Here is a 14,080-nt window from a genome sequence, read left to right as displayed (position 1 = left end):
GGTGACCACGTCGAAAACGACACCGGAAGCGGGCGAAGGGCTTCACCCGAAGCGATGGCTCGCACTGGCCCTGCTGGGCACAGCGCAGTTCATGCTGATTCTCGACGTCACAGTGGTCGCGATCGCGCTGCCGCAGATGGGCGTGGACCTGGCCCTATCGCGGGAGGCGGTGACGTGGGTCGTCGCCGCGTACACCCTGACCTTCGGCGGCTTGATGCTCCTCGGCGGGCGTAGCGCGGACCTGTTCGGGTCCAAACCAATCGTCTTCGCCGGCCTGGCCGTCTTCACCGCCGGCTCCCTGGCGGCCGGACTGGCTGCCAATGCCGAGTTCCTGCTCGGCGGCCGCATTGTCCAAGGCATTGGCGCGGCGATGCTCTCACCGGCGGCGTTGTCGGTGGTGGTGCGCCTGTTCGCCGGCGACGAACGCAACCGCGCCCTGGGCATCTGGTCTGCATTGGGCGGCGGCGGCGCGGCGGTCGGTGTCCTGCTCGGTGGCCTGATCACCGCCGGGCCAGGATGGCCGTGGGTGTTCTACATCAACATCCCGGTTGGCCTGATCGTCATCTTCGGCCTCCTCCGGGTTTTACCGCCGCTTACCCCGGCACCCGGGCCGCGTCCCGCGCTCGACATTCTCGGTGCAGCGCTGGTCACCGCTGCGACCGGCTCGGCCATCTACTCGTTGACCGTCGCCGGTGAAATCGGATGGACCAACCCGCAGACCCTCACCGCCGCCGGGGCCGCGGCAGCGCTCTACCTGTTGTTCTGCTGGCGACAGAAGACTGCGTCCTCCCCGCTGATGAACCTAGGACTGCTGGGCCGGCGTCCAGTCGGTGCCGGAGTGTTCGTGATTTTGATCGCCACAGCTTTGATGGTTGCAGTGTTCTTCTTGGGAACCTTCTATTTTCAGCAGTCCGCTGGGCATGGTCCCCTCGTGACCGGACTGTTGTTTCTACCGATTGCGGTGGCGACGATGACGGGAGCGAACCTCGGCGGACGCCTCATCGGACGATGGGGCGCGAGGATCCTCGGCACCGCCGGGATGCTCATCGCGGCGTTGGGATTGCTTGTGCCAGCGGTGTGGGCAACCACTGCGGCGACCACGATCGGCGTCAGCTTCGGCGCATTCGGTATCGGCGCGCTGTTCGTCGTCGCCTCGGCCACCGCGCTCGGGCAGATCGGCCCCGAGGAGGCCGGCATCGCATCCGGCCTGCTGAGCACCTTCCACGAGTTCGGTGCATCCATCGGCGTGGCAACCGTCTCGAGCATCGCTGCACTCAGCCTCGTCGCGGGTGGCGGTGACACCGGGTTCCAACACGCGTTCCTCTTCGCCGCAGCCGCTGCTGCACTGGCCGCAGTGATCTCTGCCTTCGTAATCCCGGCGCGTCCCACCGCCTGAGCACTCGTAGCGGTGTGGACCTGTTGTCCCGAAGAGCATCCGTTGGGTCCATGGGGCAACGTCCGACGATCTACGTCTTCAGTCCGTGGTCCGGAGGTGGGTGACGTTCGAGAGCTCCTCGACTCGGCGGAGAAGCGAACGGTTGTCGATCGACAATCGCTGGATGCTGGCAACTGCCAGCTCCAGGTCGGTGGTGAGGTCGCGGTTGCGCTGCCGAATCTGGGTTACTTCGTCCGAGCACCGGTGTGGGGCGACATGGTCGGTCACAGGTGATGTCGAACGCTTGAGCCGATTGACCGTATGGGGATAGCGTCGGCGAAATGTGGTGTTCGCCAACCCCATGTGTCGGGCGAGTGCGAGCACCGACGGTGTCCGGCCGGACGCATCCTGGAGGTGTTCGATCGCGGCGTCGATGGCGATCGTGTCTTCGTCGCGCTTCTTTGTCATCTCTTCCCCTTGTGGGTGCGATCGATATATGGGTCGGCGTGGCTGTAGCGGTCGAGGAAGTCGACCAGGCGGCGCAGCCGCTCACGCAATCGGTGGTCCAGTAGCGGTGGCAGGTCGGCTCTGGTGGTCAATTCCTGCTCCAGGTGGTGGTGTTCGGTCCGCAGTGCATCGAGGTTGGCTGTAGTGAGGGCAGTATTGCTGCATTCGAGCGGTTGGCAGTGACCGAGTTGTGGGAGCACGTTGCCGCCCTGGTCGGGCCGGGGTTGGCACATCGCTTTGTCGGGGTCGAAGACACAGAGCGCAAATGTTCCGGGGTAGATCGCGGGATCGGATCGCTTCATCAGCCGCTTGATGCGGGTGCTGTCTGTGATGACGGTCCCGGAGAACGCGGCTGCGGCGGCGAACGTGTCCAGACGGTAGTGGGCTAGGTCGGCGGCTGGACCGGTGACGGGTGCATGGAGGTGATCGGTGGCGATGGCCATCAAGTCTTCGCCGCGAGCGAGAGCCTGTTCGGCTTCGACTTCGGCGCGGAACCCTGAGTCCGAGGTGCCTGCATAGCCTTCGAACATTTGGATGCTCAGGTGACGGTAGGCGATGGCACCGGCGATCGACCCGCCCGGCCGACGGGCGATGAACCATGCCAGCGTCCTGCGAAATTGCCGTGTACTCAGAACCCACTGTTGGCCGTTGACCAACGGAATCGACTCTGTAAGAGCGTGTTCGGTGCAGTAAGAATTGATCCAGATCGCGAAGTCTTTCAGTTGTCCGGAGGTGGCTTTGGTGGTCAAGACCCCGACCGTGGCGTCGTTTCGGGGGCGGACCTTCTGCGAGCCGGGCGGGTGCGAGAACAGCAGAGCCCGGCCGTGCGGGTGCATCTTCTCGAGGACCGAGATCGCCCTGGCAGCGGGAGCCCCGACGGTCCACTCGGCGGTGACACCGTGAGGATCGGCTTCGCCTTTGAACGCCACGCCGGTCAGCGTCCATCGGTAGGGGGTGCCGTCGGTATCGCGCGCGGTGCTCAGGCAACCGCGGCGTAGGTGTTTGATCTCGGCGTCCCGCATCCCGGAAAGAAACGCGATGACGATGTAGCAGGCGATGTGCAACATTCGCTGCAGATGCAGGTACGACTTTGTGGGATGCTGGCGCGCGATTCCGTCGATCCATGGGCGACCGTGGAGTCGCCCCTCGATGGCGATAGGCATCCAGGTGTAGTCGGTGACTCCGACTCGCGCAGCGCAGGCAAGGACTTTGCCGCGGATCGCAGGGTTGGTGTCGAGTCCGTTTCTCCCGGTGCCGATTTCGGCGGCGATCTGTTGCATGTTGGGGCGGCCTTGATAACCGGGGAGCGGGTCGTTTTCGGCCTTGTGTCGTGAGAGATAGTGTTCGAGCGCTTCGGCGGCACCGCTGTTACGCCCGTACCGTCCGTTGGTGCGCCGTGAACGGTAATCATCTCGATGCGCAGCGGCGGCAAGGATGTCGCCGGAGAAGTCGTCGACGAAACGGATCGCCCAGGTGATCAGCGGGCCGAGAACGAGTTCGGGGATGCGGCCGGTCGCGTTCTCGGTGGTACCGGGTTTATGCATGGTCCAGCCGTCGATGCGGCGTGCGTCGAAGGACAAGGTGTCGGTGAGGCAAGTGCGGTACCGCCAGAGCATGCACACCGCCCGTCTGGAGTTCTCGCGCGATCCGAATCCGACGGACAGAGTCATCAAATGGCGGTGGTAGTCGAGGACGTCGGCCGCGGTCAACGAACCTAACGTCGGAACGGACGGTCGACCGGACTCCGGTGCGCGATCTGTGAGCCAGTGCAAGAACTTGCGCACTTCGACAAATGTGCTGCCGATCCCGACGACGGATTGACGCCGCTCGCCTGCAGGTAGTGGACCGGAGAGCATCGCCAGGCACAGCTCCTTGGCCGGCAATCGATAGGGGGCGGCGAGGGTGTCGAAGTTGACGACCACTGATCGAACATGTGCTTGTGTCACTGCAGCTTCCAGCCGCCAGGCATCGTCGCGGAATTGTGAGGTATCGGTCAGTGAGTAGCCAGGGCGAAGCCATAAACCGGTCAGGACGTAGCGGCCGTCGATCGATGGGCCAAGTTCGAGGTCGGTGCGAGTAGACGGGGTGTTCATGGATGCTCCCAAGGATCTTCGGCAAGTTCGAGGAGACACTCAGGTGCCTCGGCGGCTGCTGTGGCGATCTGCGTAGCAGTGAATTTGGGGTAGATGTCGTGGTGGATCGCGGTCCAAGTCGGTCCGTAGCGCGTCCACCAGGTGGGTTCGTCGAGCTCGGTGCGTCGCCTGGCTATGGTCGCGGTCAAGGTGGTGATGGCCGGTAGATGAGCGGTGGTGACGACGCAGTTGCCGCAGTGGAAGCAGTCCAGGAATGACACTCGTCGACAGGCACGGCCGGTAACAGGGTGAGCGGAGGAGTCGGCGCATGCTGTCCAGGCACCCTCCTCGCCTGCAGCCGGTTCATCGACGTCGGTGCCGGCGCGCACCTCGAGTTCTGTGACGCCGTGTTCGGCCAAGACGTGGGAATGTGCGGAGAGGGCCGCTGCTTCCGCATCACGGAGGGCCTCGGACATCGTCTCTCTCGCCCACTCCTTCGCGGTGGGATCGCCGCGAAGGTAGTGACTGAACAGCACTTCGACGCTGTTCGAGCGGGCAGCCGAGGGCAGATGTCCACCGACCGAGCGAGTGCGACGGACCTCGACACTGGTGCGTACTCGACGCATATCCAGCCCCAGTGGTGTGGTGTGTCCGAAGGCGTCGGCGTCCGTGTGTAGTCCTTGGAGCCTGCTCCACTTCGACAAATCGGCGCGGCCGGTAAGGGTTTGAGCGAACGGGTTGTGGTGTTCGGCGACGGTTCCGCGATCGTGGTTGGTGTTTCGCCATGATGACCAGAGTGCGGTCGGATCGCTGAGTGCCCGCCCACGCTCCATGAGGCGGTGCAGCAGCAGGTACAGCCCGCCGGGCGTGTGCAGTTCTCGGTGCGGGGGTCCGATTTCCCAGGTCACGGTGTCGTGCCATCGGTTCGGTCCGTTGCGGCGTTTACTCAACTGGACCTCGATGGCTCGGTCTCCGACGATCCGGTGCTCGGCGGGCAGTTCTTTGAGGGCTTCGACGTTGCGGCCGGTGACTGCAACGAACAGGGTCAGCAGTGGCGCCAGGTCGGCACGCGTGACGAACAGTTGACCCGCCCAGGCTGTGCGTTGATGACGGTGGCGGACGATCGGTCCGCCGGGCACCGGGACGACTCCGGTAGCTGCCATGTCCCAAATCAATTGCTCGGCTTGGGTTGTCGGTTTGACGTCCATCCCGTCTATAGCCTCGAGGTGCTCGTTTCCTGCTGTTGTGCGCGCGCGAATGGCCCCCACGTCGGTGCGGGCGGCATCGACTAGACGCGTGAATTCGCCGTCGGAGTACCCGGTCAGAGAAACGAGGGTGCCTTTGCCTGATGGGGTGCTGATGTGGTCGAGGACCTCGATATCGAGATGGCTCGCTAGGGGAGGAAGCCGAAGAAGCAGGCGGAGTTCGCTGAGCTCGCCTGTGCGGGTGGCGACGGTTCGCGGTGTGTCGATCCTGTTGAGGAACATCTCGACGTGGGTCACGGTCAGGTCAGCCGGTGAGGCGGGGCTGTTGTCGAGGCTCTCGAGAAAGCGCAGTAGCCGTGCGACGAACGAGAACACGGTAGTAGCCGAACTGTGGGTCCGTCTGTCACCGGCGGGACCTATGCGTAATGCCAAGGCTTCTGCCACCGGAGCATGCCAGTTCGGCATGGCCAGGACCTCGACGTCGAAGGTGCCGGTGCGTCCGTCGTCGCCGTGGAAGTCGACGACCAGAGACGGTACCGAGGATGGTCCTGATGGCGGGCGATAGATTCCGGGCGTAGGGAGCGGGGCATGTGTCCCGGGGTGAGTTCGCGATTCGGTCACAGCACAACACCGGCCGCCGGGAGAGTCGCTGCGTCGCCGGCACTGGCCGGATCCGGTGTGGGGATTTCCCAATCATCCGGCACAAGCGCCATTCTCGTCTCCATCTCGAGTTCGGCGAGCGCGTGGAGATAGATCTGTGTGGTCACCACGGATCGATGTCCGAGTCGGCGGCGTACCCAGTCCAGCGGGTCACCGAAGATGCGGGTGTAGTGCCCGCGCTGGTCCGGGTTCAGCTCGCCAAGGGCAGCGATGTGACCGCGTTGGAGCTGTTCGAGGGTGATGACGGCAAACGTGTGCCGGAGCATGTGAGCATGCGCCGACAGCGGCACACCGGCTCGCTGGCAGCGGGTGTTGGCCTCGGCGAACATCTTCTTCCACGCAGCCACTGACAGCGGCATGCCGTGCTCGCCGAGCCAGAACGCGGCGGGTTCGAGACCGCCGGGGCGCGCAATCAGCAACTGCTGGCGCTCCGCCCAATTCAGCTCCGAGACTTTCACGGTCCGCTTCAGCGCGGCACCGGTGACGTGCGTGGCGATCGCGTGTTCCGGATCTTCCACCACCAGAGGGTGCCGCATGCGCTCGTACCGTTGTTTCTCTCGGGCTGCAGCGATGACGTCGGCTCGGTCGAAGGCACTGTAAGTAGCCAGATCACGAACGAGGGAAGCCGGAACGTAGACCCACCGTGCGGAGCGGCCTTTCGCGATTGACCCGGGAAGCCAAAACCGCTGATAACCACTGCGATTGGTATCGATGTGTGGAAGCTCCAGCACGGTGAGTGCAGATTGTTCCGAGATCCGAAGGCCCGTTCGGACCATCACGTCGCAATAGGTAGCGTTACGCCCCGACCACCGGCCACGGAAACCTTCTCGCGGCATCCCGGCGGCGTCGAACCCGCGGACACCGACCTCGCGCCACCTGCGATAGTCGGCAAGGGGAAGCCACTGGATGCGGTCCCGGCCGCCGTCGTGACTGTAGGTGGCAGGGCGCAGCTCGTCGGATCGCCGCGAGACCGCATACCCGGTATGTGCAGGGGCAGGCCGTCGCCAGGTCTGTGGGATCGGATTGACTCGCACGTGTCCGGCGGTGTGAGCCCACCGGTAGAACCTGTTTACCGCCGCCACTTCACGGTTCCACGTGTTGCCGGACACGCGCGGGCCATCGGGATCATGTCGTCGCCAATGCAGATACGAAAGGTGGTCACTGTCTTCGATGTCACGCCAATGACGTTCGCGGTCAACATGGTTGACGAAAGTCAGGAAGCTCGCGAGGTCGCGGGCGTATCCGATCTGTGTCATCCTGGCCATGGTGGCCATCGCAGTGGTGCGGAAGAAATCGTTCAGATCGGTGTCGTAGTCGAAGGCGGGCGAGAGCAAGAACGGAGTCCCTGGAGTCTGACGAGTCTCTTTGAGCCAGTCGGTCCAGTCATCTGTGTAGGTGACGCCGTCTGCGGTAGGTGAAGATCGGGACTTGGAAAGTTCTGCGGCAGTGGTACGAACATGCCATCGGCTGCTTGTCATCGCCGCTCATGATCCGGTCAGTGACCGAGTATGCACAAGATTTGCTGCCTAAGTTTCAAAATTCCGATCGGGAACGGCAAGGGGTACCTTCAGCTCTTATGACGGTCGTTCATCTTGTGTCTATTGTCCAAGGTTGATTTAGAGGCTGCCTGCGATCAACGACTCCGGCGGTTGTGTGCGGACTCGATCGCCTGCCCGGGAGAAGCGTGCCGCCGGCTGGAAGATGCGCCCCTGCTCGGGGAGGTCGAAGCGAACGAGGTCAAGTGTAAATTCGAGACGGTGAATGTCCCGACGTGGCAACAACTCACAGCGCGCAATGCCGCGGCGACCGACCTCAACATGTCAGGCTCGCTGCACGTTGTCGGTGTGACCGACACAGGCTTCGTCGACGACCGTTTCGAGTTCCGCTACGGCCGGGGTGACCGCTGGTGGGTCGAACGCAATGGCGAGATCGTCTACTCATCGTCGAGCTCCACTGATACGGTCCCCGTCGCCCGCATCGATGGACAGATGGTCCACCAACGCACCACCAGCCTGATCCGCCTCGGCGCACTGTTCACCCCGCGAGATCTCTTCGGCCCGCGTTCACTCCTGACTCGGCGCACACCACCTCAGCACGTCACCCAGGGCCCGACGGCGATCGACCACGCTGACCGTCCGGCATGGTCGACCGAGCTGACATCGCCCACTGGACTCACCACGACAATCGTCATCGACGATGGAACCGGCCTCATCGCGAGCCTAAGCAGCCGCGATCACAGCAAGGCGCTCCACCTCGAGAAACTGACCGAACACGCTGAACTGCCCGACGATCGATTCGCGTGGGACGGTGACACCATCGAATCGAATGATCTGAGGAGCTTCCGGCTGTCCTGGTAGCTCACTGCCGAGTGACCCTGGCTGGTACGTGGTATCCGATCTGCATGCAGACGTGCGCGTATTCCTGCATGCACGGGTCGACGTGCGGATGTGGTCGATCCGTGCGCAGATCAGTTCTGGGGCGGGCAGCATGGACGACCATGGGCGATGTCATCGAGTTTGTGCCGCGGTTCTCACTGACTGATCGGCAGCGGAAGTTGTTACGGATCCACGCGTGGGTGTGCGCCGACATGGCGTACGACGACGTCGAGGAGCGCGGTGATGATCCGGTCGACACGGTGCGGTGGTGGTATTTGTTGAACCGACTTCCCGAATGCACATTCGCCGATTTGTGCCGCGGTTCTCACTGACTGATCGGCAGCGGGAGTTGTTACGGATCCACGCGTGGGTGTGCGCCGACATGGCGTACGACGACGTCGAGGAGCGCGGTGATGATCCGGTCGACACGGTGCGGTGGTGGTATTTGTTGAACCGACTTCCCGAATGCACATTCGCCGAGTCCGCTCTGTGGCGACGTCAGATGGCCCGATCTTTCGACGACTTGGCTCAGGACCTCGACGCCGGTCGGCTACCCCGGCCTCACACGATCGCCGAACAGCTCGCGCTCATGATCGTCATCGCCCAAGCCGCCGCAGCGCTGGCCGATGAGGTGTACGGCGACGATGTTGCCGTACTGGCGTCCCATCCGCGGGACGTCGACTGGGACGCCGTCACAGACGTTCTGATGGGCGACCGCGATGTCGAGGTGTTCTATCACCCGGCGACAGCGGCACACGGTCTACGTGTCTTTCCATGCGATACGTGGTTCACGGCCATGGACGGACACGAGCCACGTGACCCTCGGCGGGGATTTCGACGGTAGAAGCCTCGGGTCATCGCGAACACAACGCGACCAGCAACTTGCCACTGTTCGGCAGGTCTTTGATGCTTGATGGTGTTGTGCACTATGGCTTTCCGTGTTCGGGTACGGTGCGATTATGGCTACGAACATGCTTATCGACCCGGCTCGTGTCGTCACCGCCCGAGGCCGTCACCTCGGGAATTATCGCTTCGGGCTCGTCCGCTACGAGCCTGAGAAGTGGGGGCGGATCATCACAGCCCCAGATGAGGGTCAGACGATTCTCGTTGCACCGATCGACGGTTCGGACGCGTTCGATCTATCGGTGATCCGCGACGCTGAGTTCGACGTTCTTCCGGTTACCTCGGATGGTGTCTGAGCCGCCCAGGGGGAGAAGCAGAGGGCTGACACCGTCGAGTGTGCTTCCGCGGCTGGGGGTGTGAGCCTTTGCTCGTGTCATCCGAGGCGACGGGACGGGCGGGGCACTTTCTCGGGTTCGTTGTTGTCGACGACGTTCCAGTAGCGGCCGTTGGCGTCCATTACCGAGTACCAGATGCTAACGAATGCGGGAGCCGGGTTCTGCTCGGCGGGATCGTCTGATTCCCACCGGATATTGAACGTTTCACCCGCCTCGAGCACGGCCTGCCTCCGCCAACCACCCGATCTGATCGGTGTGTCCTCCGACAGGGCTGTCTCTGCGAACGCCCGCATATTCACCGCGTCAGCGTCGTCTTCGACCTGGGCGCGGAAGCCGTGAATTTCGATCTCGTACAGCGGGTCCTTGCTGCGATTGGTGAATTCTGTGCGCCACTGTTGCTTTCGGTTCGCGTCGAGGCCGTCGGGCCACGGGAGCATGTGCAGTAGTCGGACCTGGTTCGCCTGGTCCTCCAGGTCCGAATGCCGCGTCGATTGGTACGACCGGAGGGCGAGTACGACGCCTGCGGCGGTGAACAGAGCACCACCTGCCGAGACCCATGCCGGCAGCGAGCCCAGATCCACGTTGGTGTGGGTACTCGTCAGAGCAAGGACGGCGACCAGGCCGAGCGCTACGGCCATGGACCACGCCCAGTCTCTTTTGCGTGGACGGGCACGCCAAAAATCGCTGATGGGGCACCCGATCGCGGCACAGCCCAATACAAGGCCTATGAGAGCTGTGGCTACCCAGAACTCCTGGAAGACCCGATCTACGGTCCACCCCGTCCGGTGGAGGGAAAAGGTGCCGAAAATGACGGCGAGTGCACCGCACACCAGGCCTGCGATGCGGCTCCAGGGGCGATCTCCACGCATTGCTTTCACCCAATCACCCTAAGGAGGTGAGCCCACCTGTGCCGCCTGCAGGCACCCTCGCGCCTGGCCGGGTTGGTGTGCAGTGCAACCATCGACTGCGAACTTCCGAACTGACCACGAACAGGCAGACCGGCGCAGCAGGGGCAAGGCCGCACAACGACCCCAGCCGCCCTGGAAGCTAGGCCGTAAGCACCGTGGCACTCGCGCACCAGACAGCTACACAGCACCCCTAGAGCCCGCCCCAGCACGATCGGCAGCCTGGCCGGGCCTTGCCCAACGGACGGTTCAACGCGCGTTCTCTGCGATCGACACCTGCTCGTCGTAGAGCACCGCGTCGAAGTGCACGAAGTTGCACCGCCTCGAATACGCCGGCTTCGTCATCGCCACCAATGCCAACAACGTGAGGGTGGATTCGTAGAGTGCGAACCATTCGTTCTCTGACCGTTTGCAAATGCGGGGTTCATCGCCGTGTGCGAGGTGATTGCGGGCGTCGACGAGGTCTCCTTCCCTTACCGCCCTCGGGCAGTTGGCCGCAGAGCCGATTTTGGGCCTCAGGCACTACGACGCGAAGGTTCCAGCCCAGTCACCAAGGGCGGTGACAAAACCTGCAGTGTCATCTGGGTCGACCTCGGCGATCCACTCGTGGCCGCGACGTATGCGCAGCTTGCCGTACGGGTTGGGTCTGCCCGGGGAATGTGTGTGCGGTCCGAAGCGAACGGGAGTGATGTAGCACGGTGTGTCGCCGTCGCTGATTTTCCCGGGGTGCACAGCGACAACGCAGTGTGCCTCGCAGGGATCGGTATGTGCCCGTGCGCGTCCGCCGTGATGGTTGCATGCAGCGACGAGTTGTTCCATCCGTCGGATTTGTTTCGCGGCCCTCAATCGGTCTCCGAAATCGAGTCCTTCGCTGTAGCAGGTGCGTAGGTAGCCGGATGCGCCTTCGGGTAGAGGTCCTATGGAGCCGAATTCTTGAACGCGGGTGACCAGGCCGGCTTGATTGACTCTGCTGTCGGTTTCGTATTCGTCGCGAGTGTGGTCGAGTAGGTCGCGTCGTTCGTCAGCGTCGGTTTCGAGTTCATCGGCAACAGAGAGTCGTTGTGTGGTGGTCAGGTCGTCGAGTAGGGAGATGAAGTAGTCGTCGACGAGCTGCTCTGCCAGTGCCGAGGACGTCCACGTTTCTCCATGGCGCAGGCCGTCGGTCGAAACTGTTTGTGGCCCAATTCTATTGGATGTTCGGAGCTGCACGATCAATTTCGATATGGCCGTGGCTATCTCTGGGTAGGTGTCGAGCCACATAGCTGCGTCCCATGCGGATTCCGATAGTTGAGTGAGGTAAAAAGCAAGGCTGTGAGCGTACGAGGCGCTGGCGACGGTGGTGATCTTGATGGAATGTTCTTCTGAGTCGAAGCCCGGCCACGTCGCGATTACCGCTGCCCGGTCGTGTGATGCCTTCATTACGCTGTAGCTGGTCATGATGGTGCCGCCTTCTCGTTTGAGAGCCGGGCCGAGCCGGGCGACCAGGAGTGCACGTGGCACTGCCAGACTGGTTGCCAAGCAGGGACAGCCGAAATAGTGGAAGATTCGCCGGAAACCCCGTAGCACCACCACGGCGTCGCTCCTGACCATTCGAGTATGTCACCCGAACGTGGCTGAGGGCAACGACAAGGGCTATGTCCGGCTCGCCGTAGGTCGTTCAACCTGTGTCACCGTCCACAGTCGATCTAGAAGCTGTCTGCGATCAGCTTCGCCGCGCGCCCACGACTGCATCGTGGGCGGCCGCGCAATCTTCGATTTGAAGCGGATCTTCTCAAAGTAGGGTCGTGTCGGTGATTGCCGAACTGACAGCCGGAATCAAAACGGCCCTGCGCCCGACGTTGCCCACAATGAGAGGGCGGACCGACGAGCCTGGTAGTCGGCCGAGATTCATGGCGCTTGCAGCTGGAGCGGTGCTTGTCGCCGTGCTGTTCGGTACTGCGATAGGTCAACTGACGAGTATGGTCAACTCGGTCGCCGCCAGTTACGTCCTCGGCGCTGTTCAGACACTTCCCCTCCTTCTGATCCGGGTGGCACCTCTGCTGACCTGGCAGTTGATCGCACTCGGGATGTTCGCCGGAACGCTGTCAGGGCTGGTTCAGGAAGAGGTTTTCCCATGGCCGGCGGCAAGTTGCATTGCGGCGGGGCTCGCCCTGTATCGAGTGGCCCGAGTGCATCCGCCGAACGTGGGAGCCGCGGTCGCCCTCGTGTCCTTCCTGGCGGTCGTGGTCCCGACTGTCTTGACGGTGAAGATGCCACCGTTCGCTTTGCTGATCATTGCCGCGACGTTGGCTGCGATCACCGTCGCGGGAGTGGTCATGATGCGACTGTCGTCGGCGGAAACCGCCCTGGCGGACGAACAGCAGCTCCGCATGGGACAGGAGCGGCGTCAGGCGGTGATCGAAGAGCGGGCGCGGATCGCACGGGAACTGCACGATGTAGTGGCGCACCACATGTCGATGATCGCGGTGCAGGCACAGGCCGCACGGTTCAAGAGCCCCGACCTCCCACCCGAGGCGATTGCGACGTTCGACGACATACATCGCGCATCGGCAACCGCACTGACCGAGATGCGCCAGGTTATCGAGGTCCTTCGTGACCCGGACGAGGCAACTGAACACTCACCGGCACCGAACCTGTCCGACATCGGCGCCCTTGTGAGCCAATGGAGCGCGGCCGGAGCCCACGTCACGTTGTATACGGACGGGGAGCTCGACACGCTGCCGGAAGCGCTGTCCACTACCGTCTACCGCATCCTCCAGGAATCGCTCGCCAATGCAGCACGTCACGCACCCGGCACGAAGGTTGAGATACGCGTGACCCGCACGAACGACGAGCTTCGGGTGACTGTCGGCAACGAAACCGAACAGGTGTCCGCCGATTCGAGAGGCCGAGGACACGGACTTGTCGGTATCTCCGAGCGGGCAGCCGCATTCGGCGGAAGCATGACTGCCGGGATGACGAAGAACGGACGATTCGAGGTGTCTGTAATCTTCCCAGTTCGCGGACGAAACATCCCACCACGCAGTAACATTGGCGATGATCCGAGCGCAGTGGAGCGCCGCCGATGACCATCAGGGTTCTGCTGGCGGACGACCAGGAATTGGTGCGCGACGGAATCGCAGCCGTACTCAGGGCCGAACCTGACATCGTCGTGGTCGGTGAGGCCGCGAACGGTGCGGAGGCCGTCGATCTTGCTGTCAGCCTGCGGCCCGACGTTGTCGTGATGGACATCCGAATGCCAGTGCTCGATGGAATCCGGGCGACCGAGCAGATCCTCGCATCACTGGGCGAGAGGACGAACTCGATCCGCGTGCTGATGCTCACGACGTTCGACCTCGACGATTACGTGTACGAAGCGCTCAGTGTCGGTGCAAGCGGGTTTCTGCTCAAGCAATCCACCGCAGCGGATTTCGTCCGGGGCGTCCGCACAGTCGCGTCCGGGGAATCGATGCTGGCACCGACTGTCACAACCCGGCTCATCTCGGAGTTCGCCCGGCGTCGGCGCGGTCGCCCGAACACCGCCGCAGTGTCGGCGTTGACTCCCCGAGAGCTCGACGTGTTGGACGCTCTGGCCACGGGTCTGTCGAATCGAGAGATCGCGTCCGATCTCGTGCTGGCGGAGGAGACAGTGAAGACCCACGTCGGGCGGATTCTCACCAAGCTCGACCTTCGTGACCGGACGCAGGCTGTCGTTTTCTACTACGAAAATGAACTCTCCCACCGACTCGACTAGCTCCTCCGGG

12 protein-coding genes are annotated in these 14,080 nt (G+C 63.1%); 6 read left to right on the top strand and 6 right to left on the bottom strand.

All coding sequences use genetic code 11. The features are described from left to right. Position 1 precedes the first annotated feature (1 nt). The gene (locus RFA01S_RS25910) at positions 2-1,396 is read left to right on the top strand and encodes an MFS transporter (protein ID WP_032407152.1); all 1,395 of its coding nucleotides are present in this window, start codon (positions 2-4) and stop codon (positions 1,394-1,396) included. A gap of 78 nt (positions 1,397-1,474) precedes the next feature. On the opposite strand, the gene RFA01S_RS25905 is transcribed toward RFA01S_RS25910, so the two are convergent. The 4 genes from RFA01S_RS25905 to RFA01S_RS25890 are packed head-to-tail and all read right to left on the bottom strand — an operon-like array spanning position 1,475 to position 7,297. Then, the gene (locus tag RFA01S_RS25905) at positions 1,475-1,843 is read right to left on the bottom strand and encodes a hypothetical protein (protein ID WP_032407144.1); all 369 of its coding nucleotides are present in this window, start codon (positions 1,841-1,843) and stop codon (positions 1,475-1,477) included. Then, a complete protein-coding gene (locus RFA01S_RS25900; protein ID WP_032407143.1) occupies positions 1,840-3,975 on the bottom strand; it encodes a hypothetical protein in 2,136 nt (711 codons plus the stop codon). Before RFA01S_RS25900 ends, RFA01S_RS25905 begins: the two co-directional genes overlap by 4 nt. Further along, positions 3,972-5,780: a hypothetical protein gene (locus tag RFA01S_RS25895; RefSeq protein ID WP_072692251.1), complete on the bottom strand. Its 1,809-nt coding sequence runs from the start codon at positions 5,778-5,780 to the stop codon at positions 3,972-3,974. The genes RFA01S_RS25900 and RFA01S_RS25895 overlap by 4 nt, the downstream gene beginning before the upstream one ends. Next, positions 5,777-7,297 carry a tyrosine-type recombinase/integrase gene (locus RFA01S_RS25890; protein WP_072692250.1) on the bottom strand — a complete coding sequence of 507 codons (1,521 nt, stop codon included), beginning with the start codon at positions 7,295-7,297 and terminating at the stop codon, positions 5,777-5,779. Before RFA01S_RS25890 ends, RFA01S_RS25895 begins: the two co-directional genes overlap by 4 nt. A 123-nt stretch (positions 7,298-7,420) precedes the next feature. Here RFA01S_RS25890 and RFA01S_RS25885 point away from each other — a divergent pair, with 123 nt between their 5' ends. The 3 genes from RFA01S_RS25885 to RFA01S_RS25870 all read left to right on the top strand — a co-directional run bounded on the left by RFA01S_RS25885 (position 7,421) and on the right by RFA01S_RS25870 (position 9,393). Next, complete coding sequence (locus RFA01S_RS25885) at positions 7,421-8,176, top strand: hypothetical protein (RefSeq protein WP_139278554.1); 756 nt, start codon at positions 7,421-7,423, stop codon at positions 8,174-8,176. A 400-nt stretch (positions 8,177-8,576) separates the two neighbouring features. After that, positions 8,577-9,038, top strand: a complete 462-nt coding sequence (locus tag RFA01S_RS25875; RefSeq protein ID WP_094717151.1) for a hypothetical protein — start codon at positions 8,577-8,579, stop codon at positions 9,036-9,038. A gap of 115 nt (positions 9,039-9,153) precedes the next feature. After that, positions 9,154-9,393: a hypothetical protein gene (locus tag RFA01S_RS25870; protein WP_139278553.1), complete on the top strand. Its 240-nt coding sequence runs from the start codon at positions 9,154-9,156 to the stop codon at positions 9,391-9,393. Positions 9,394-9,470: 77 nt separating this feature from the next. Here RFA01S_RS25870 and RFA01S_RS25865 read toward each other — a convergent pair whose 3' ends face one another. Both RFA01S_RS25865 and RFA01S_RS25860 read right to left on the bottom strand, forming a co-directional pair. Next, positions 9,471-10,070, bottom strand: coding sequence for a hypothetical protein (locus RFA01S_RS25865; protein ID WP_032375871.1), 600 nt, complete (start codon positions 10,068-10,070; stop codon positions 9,471-9,473). 789 nt (positions 10,071-10,859) lie between these two features. Next, positions 10,860-11,837 carry a hypothetical protein gene (locus RFA01S_RS25860; protein ID WP_032407140.1) on the bottom strand — a complete coding sequence of 326 codons (978 nt, stop codon included), beginning with the start codon at positions 11,835-11,837 and terminating at the stop codon, positions 10,860-10,862. Positions 11,838-12,226: 389 nt separating this feature from the next. On the opposite strand from RFA01S_RS25860, the gene RFA01S_RS25855 reads away from it, so the two are divergent. After that, complete coding sequence (locus tag RFA01S_RS25855) at positions 12,227-13,405, top strand: sensor histidine kinase (RefSeq protein ID WP_139278552.1); 1,179 nt, start codon at positions 12,227-12,229, stop codon at positions 13,403-13,405. After that, positions 13,402-14,070: a response regulator gene (locus RFA01S_RS25850; protein WP_015586188.1), complete on the top strand. Its 669-nt coding sequence runs from the start codon at positions 13,402-13,404 to the stop codon at positions 14,068-14,070. The genes RFA01S_RS25855 and RFA01S_RS25850 overlap by 4 nt, the downstream gene beginning before the upstream one ends. Positions 14,071-14,080 lie beyond the last annotated feature (10 nt).

The organism is Rhodococcoides fascians NBRC 12155 = LMG 3623 (assembly GCF_001894785.1).
GTDB classification, from domain to species: Bacteria; Actinomycetota; Actinomycetes; order Mycobacteriales; family Mycobacteriaceae; genus Rhodococcoides; species Rhodococcoides fascians.
Note: the sequence above shows the minus strand (reverse complement) of the source record. Positions and strands in the feature narration are given on the sequence as shown.

Excerpts from the sequence above, each read along its gene's own strand:
- RFA01S_RS25905 (WP_032407144.1), bottom strand. The coding sequence starts at position 1,843 with ATGACAAAGAAGCGCGACGAAGACACGATCGCCATCGACGCCGCGATC.
- RFA01S_RS25855 (WP_139278552.1), top strand. The coding sequence starts at position 12,227 with ATGGCGCTTGCAGCTGGAGCGGTGCTTGTCGCCGTGCTGTTCGGTACT.
- RFA01S_RS25875 (WP_094717151.1), top strand. The coding sequence starts at position 8,577 with ATGGCGTACGACGACGTCGAGGAGCGCGGTGATGATCCGGTCGACACG.
- RFA01S_RS25900 (WP_032407143.1), bottom strand. The coding sequence starts at position 3,975 with ATGAACACCCCGTCTACTCGCACCGACCTCGAACTTGGCCCATCGATC.
- RFA01S_RS25850 (WP_015586188.1), top strand. The coding sequence starts at position 13,402 with ATGACCATCAGGGTTCTGCTGGCGGACGACCAGGAATTGGTGCGCGAC.
- RFA01S_RS25890 (WP_072692250.1), bottom strand. The coding sequence starts at position 7,297 with ATGACAAGCAGCCGATGGCATGTTCGTACCACTGCCGCAGAACTTTCC.
- RFA01S_RS25870 (WP_139278553.1), top strand. The coding sequence starts at position 9,154 with ATGGCTACGAACATGCTTATCGACCCGGCTCGTGTCGTCACCGCCCGA.
- RFA01S_RS25865 (WP_032375871.1), bottom strand. The coding sequence starts at position 10,070 with ATGGCCGTAGCGCTCGGCCTGGTCGCCGTCCTTGCTCTGACGAGTACC.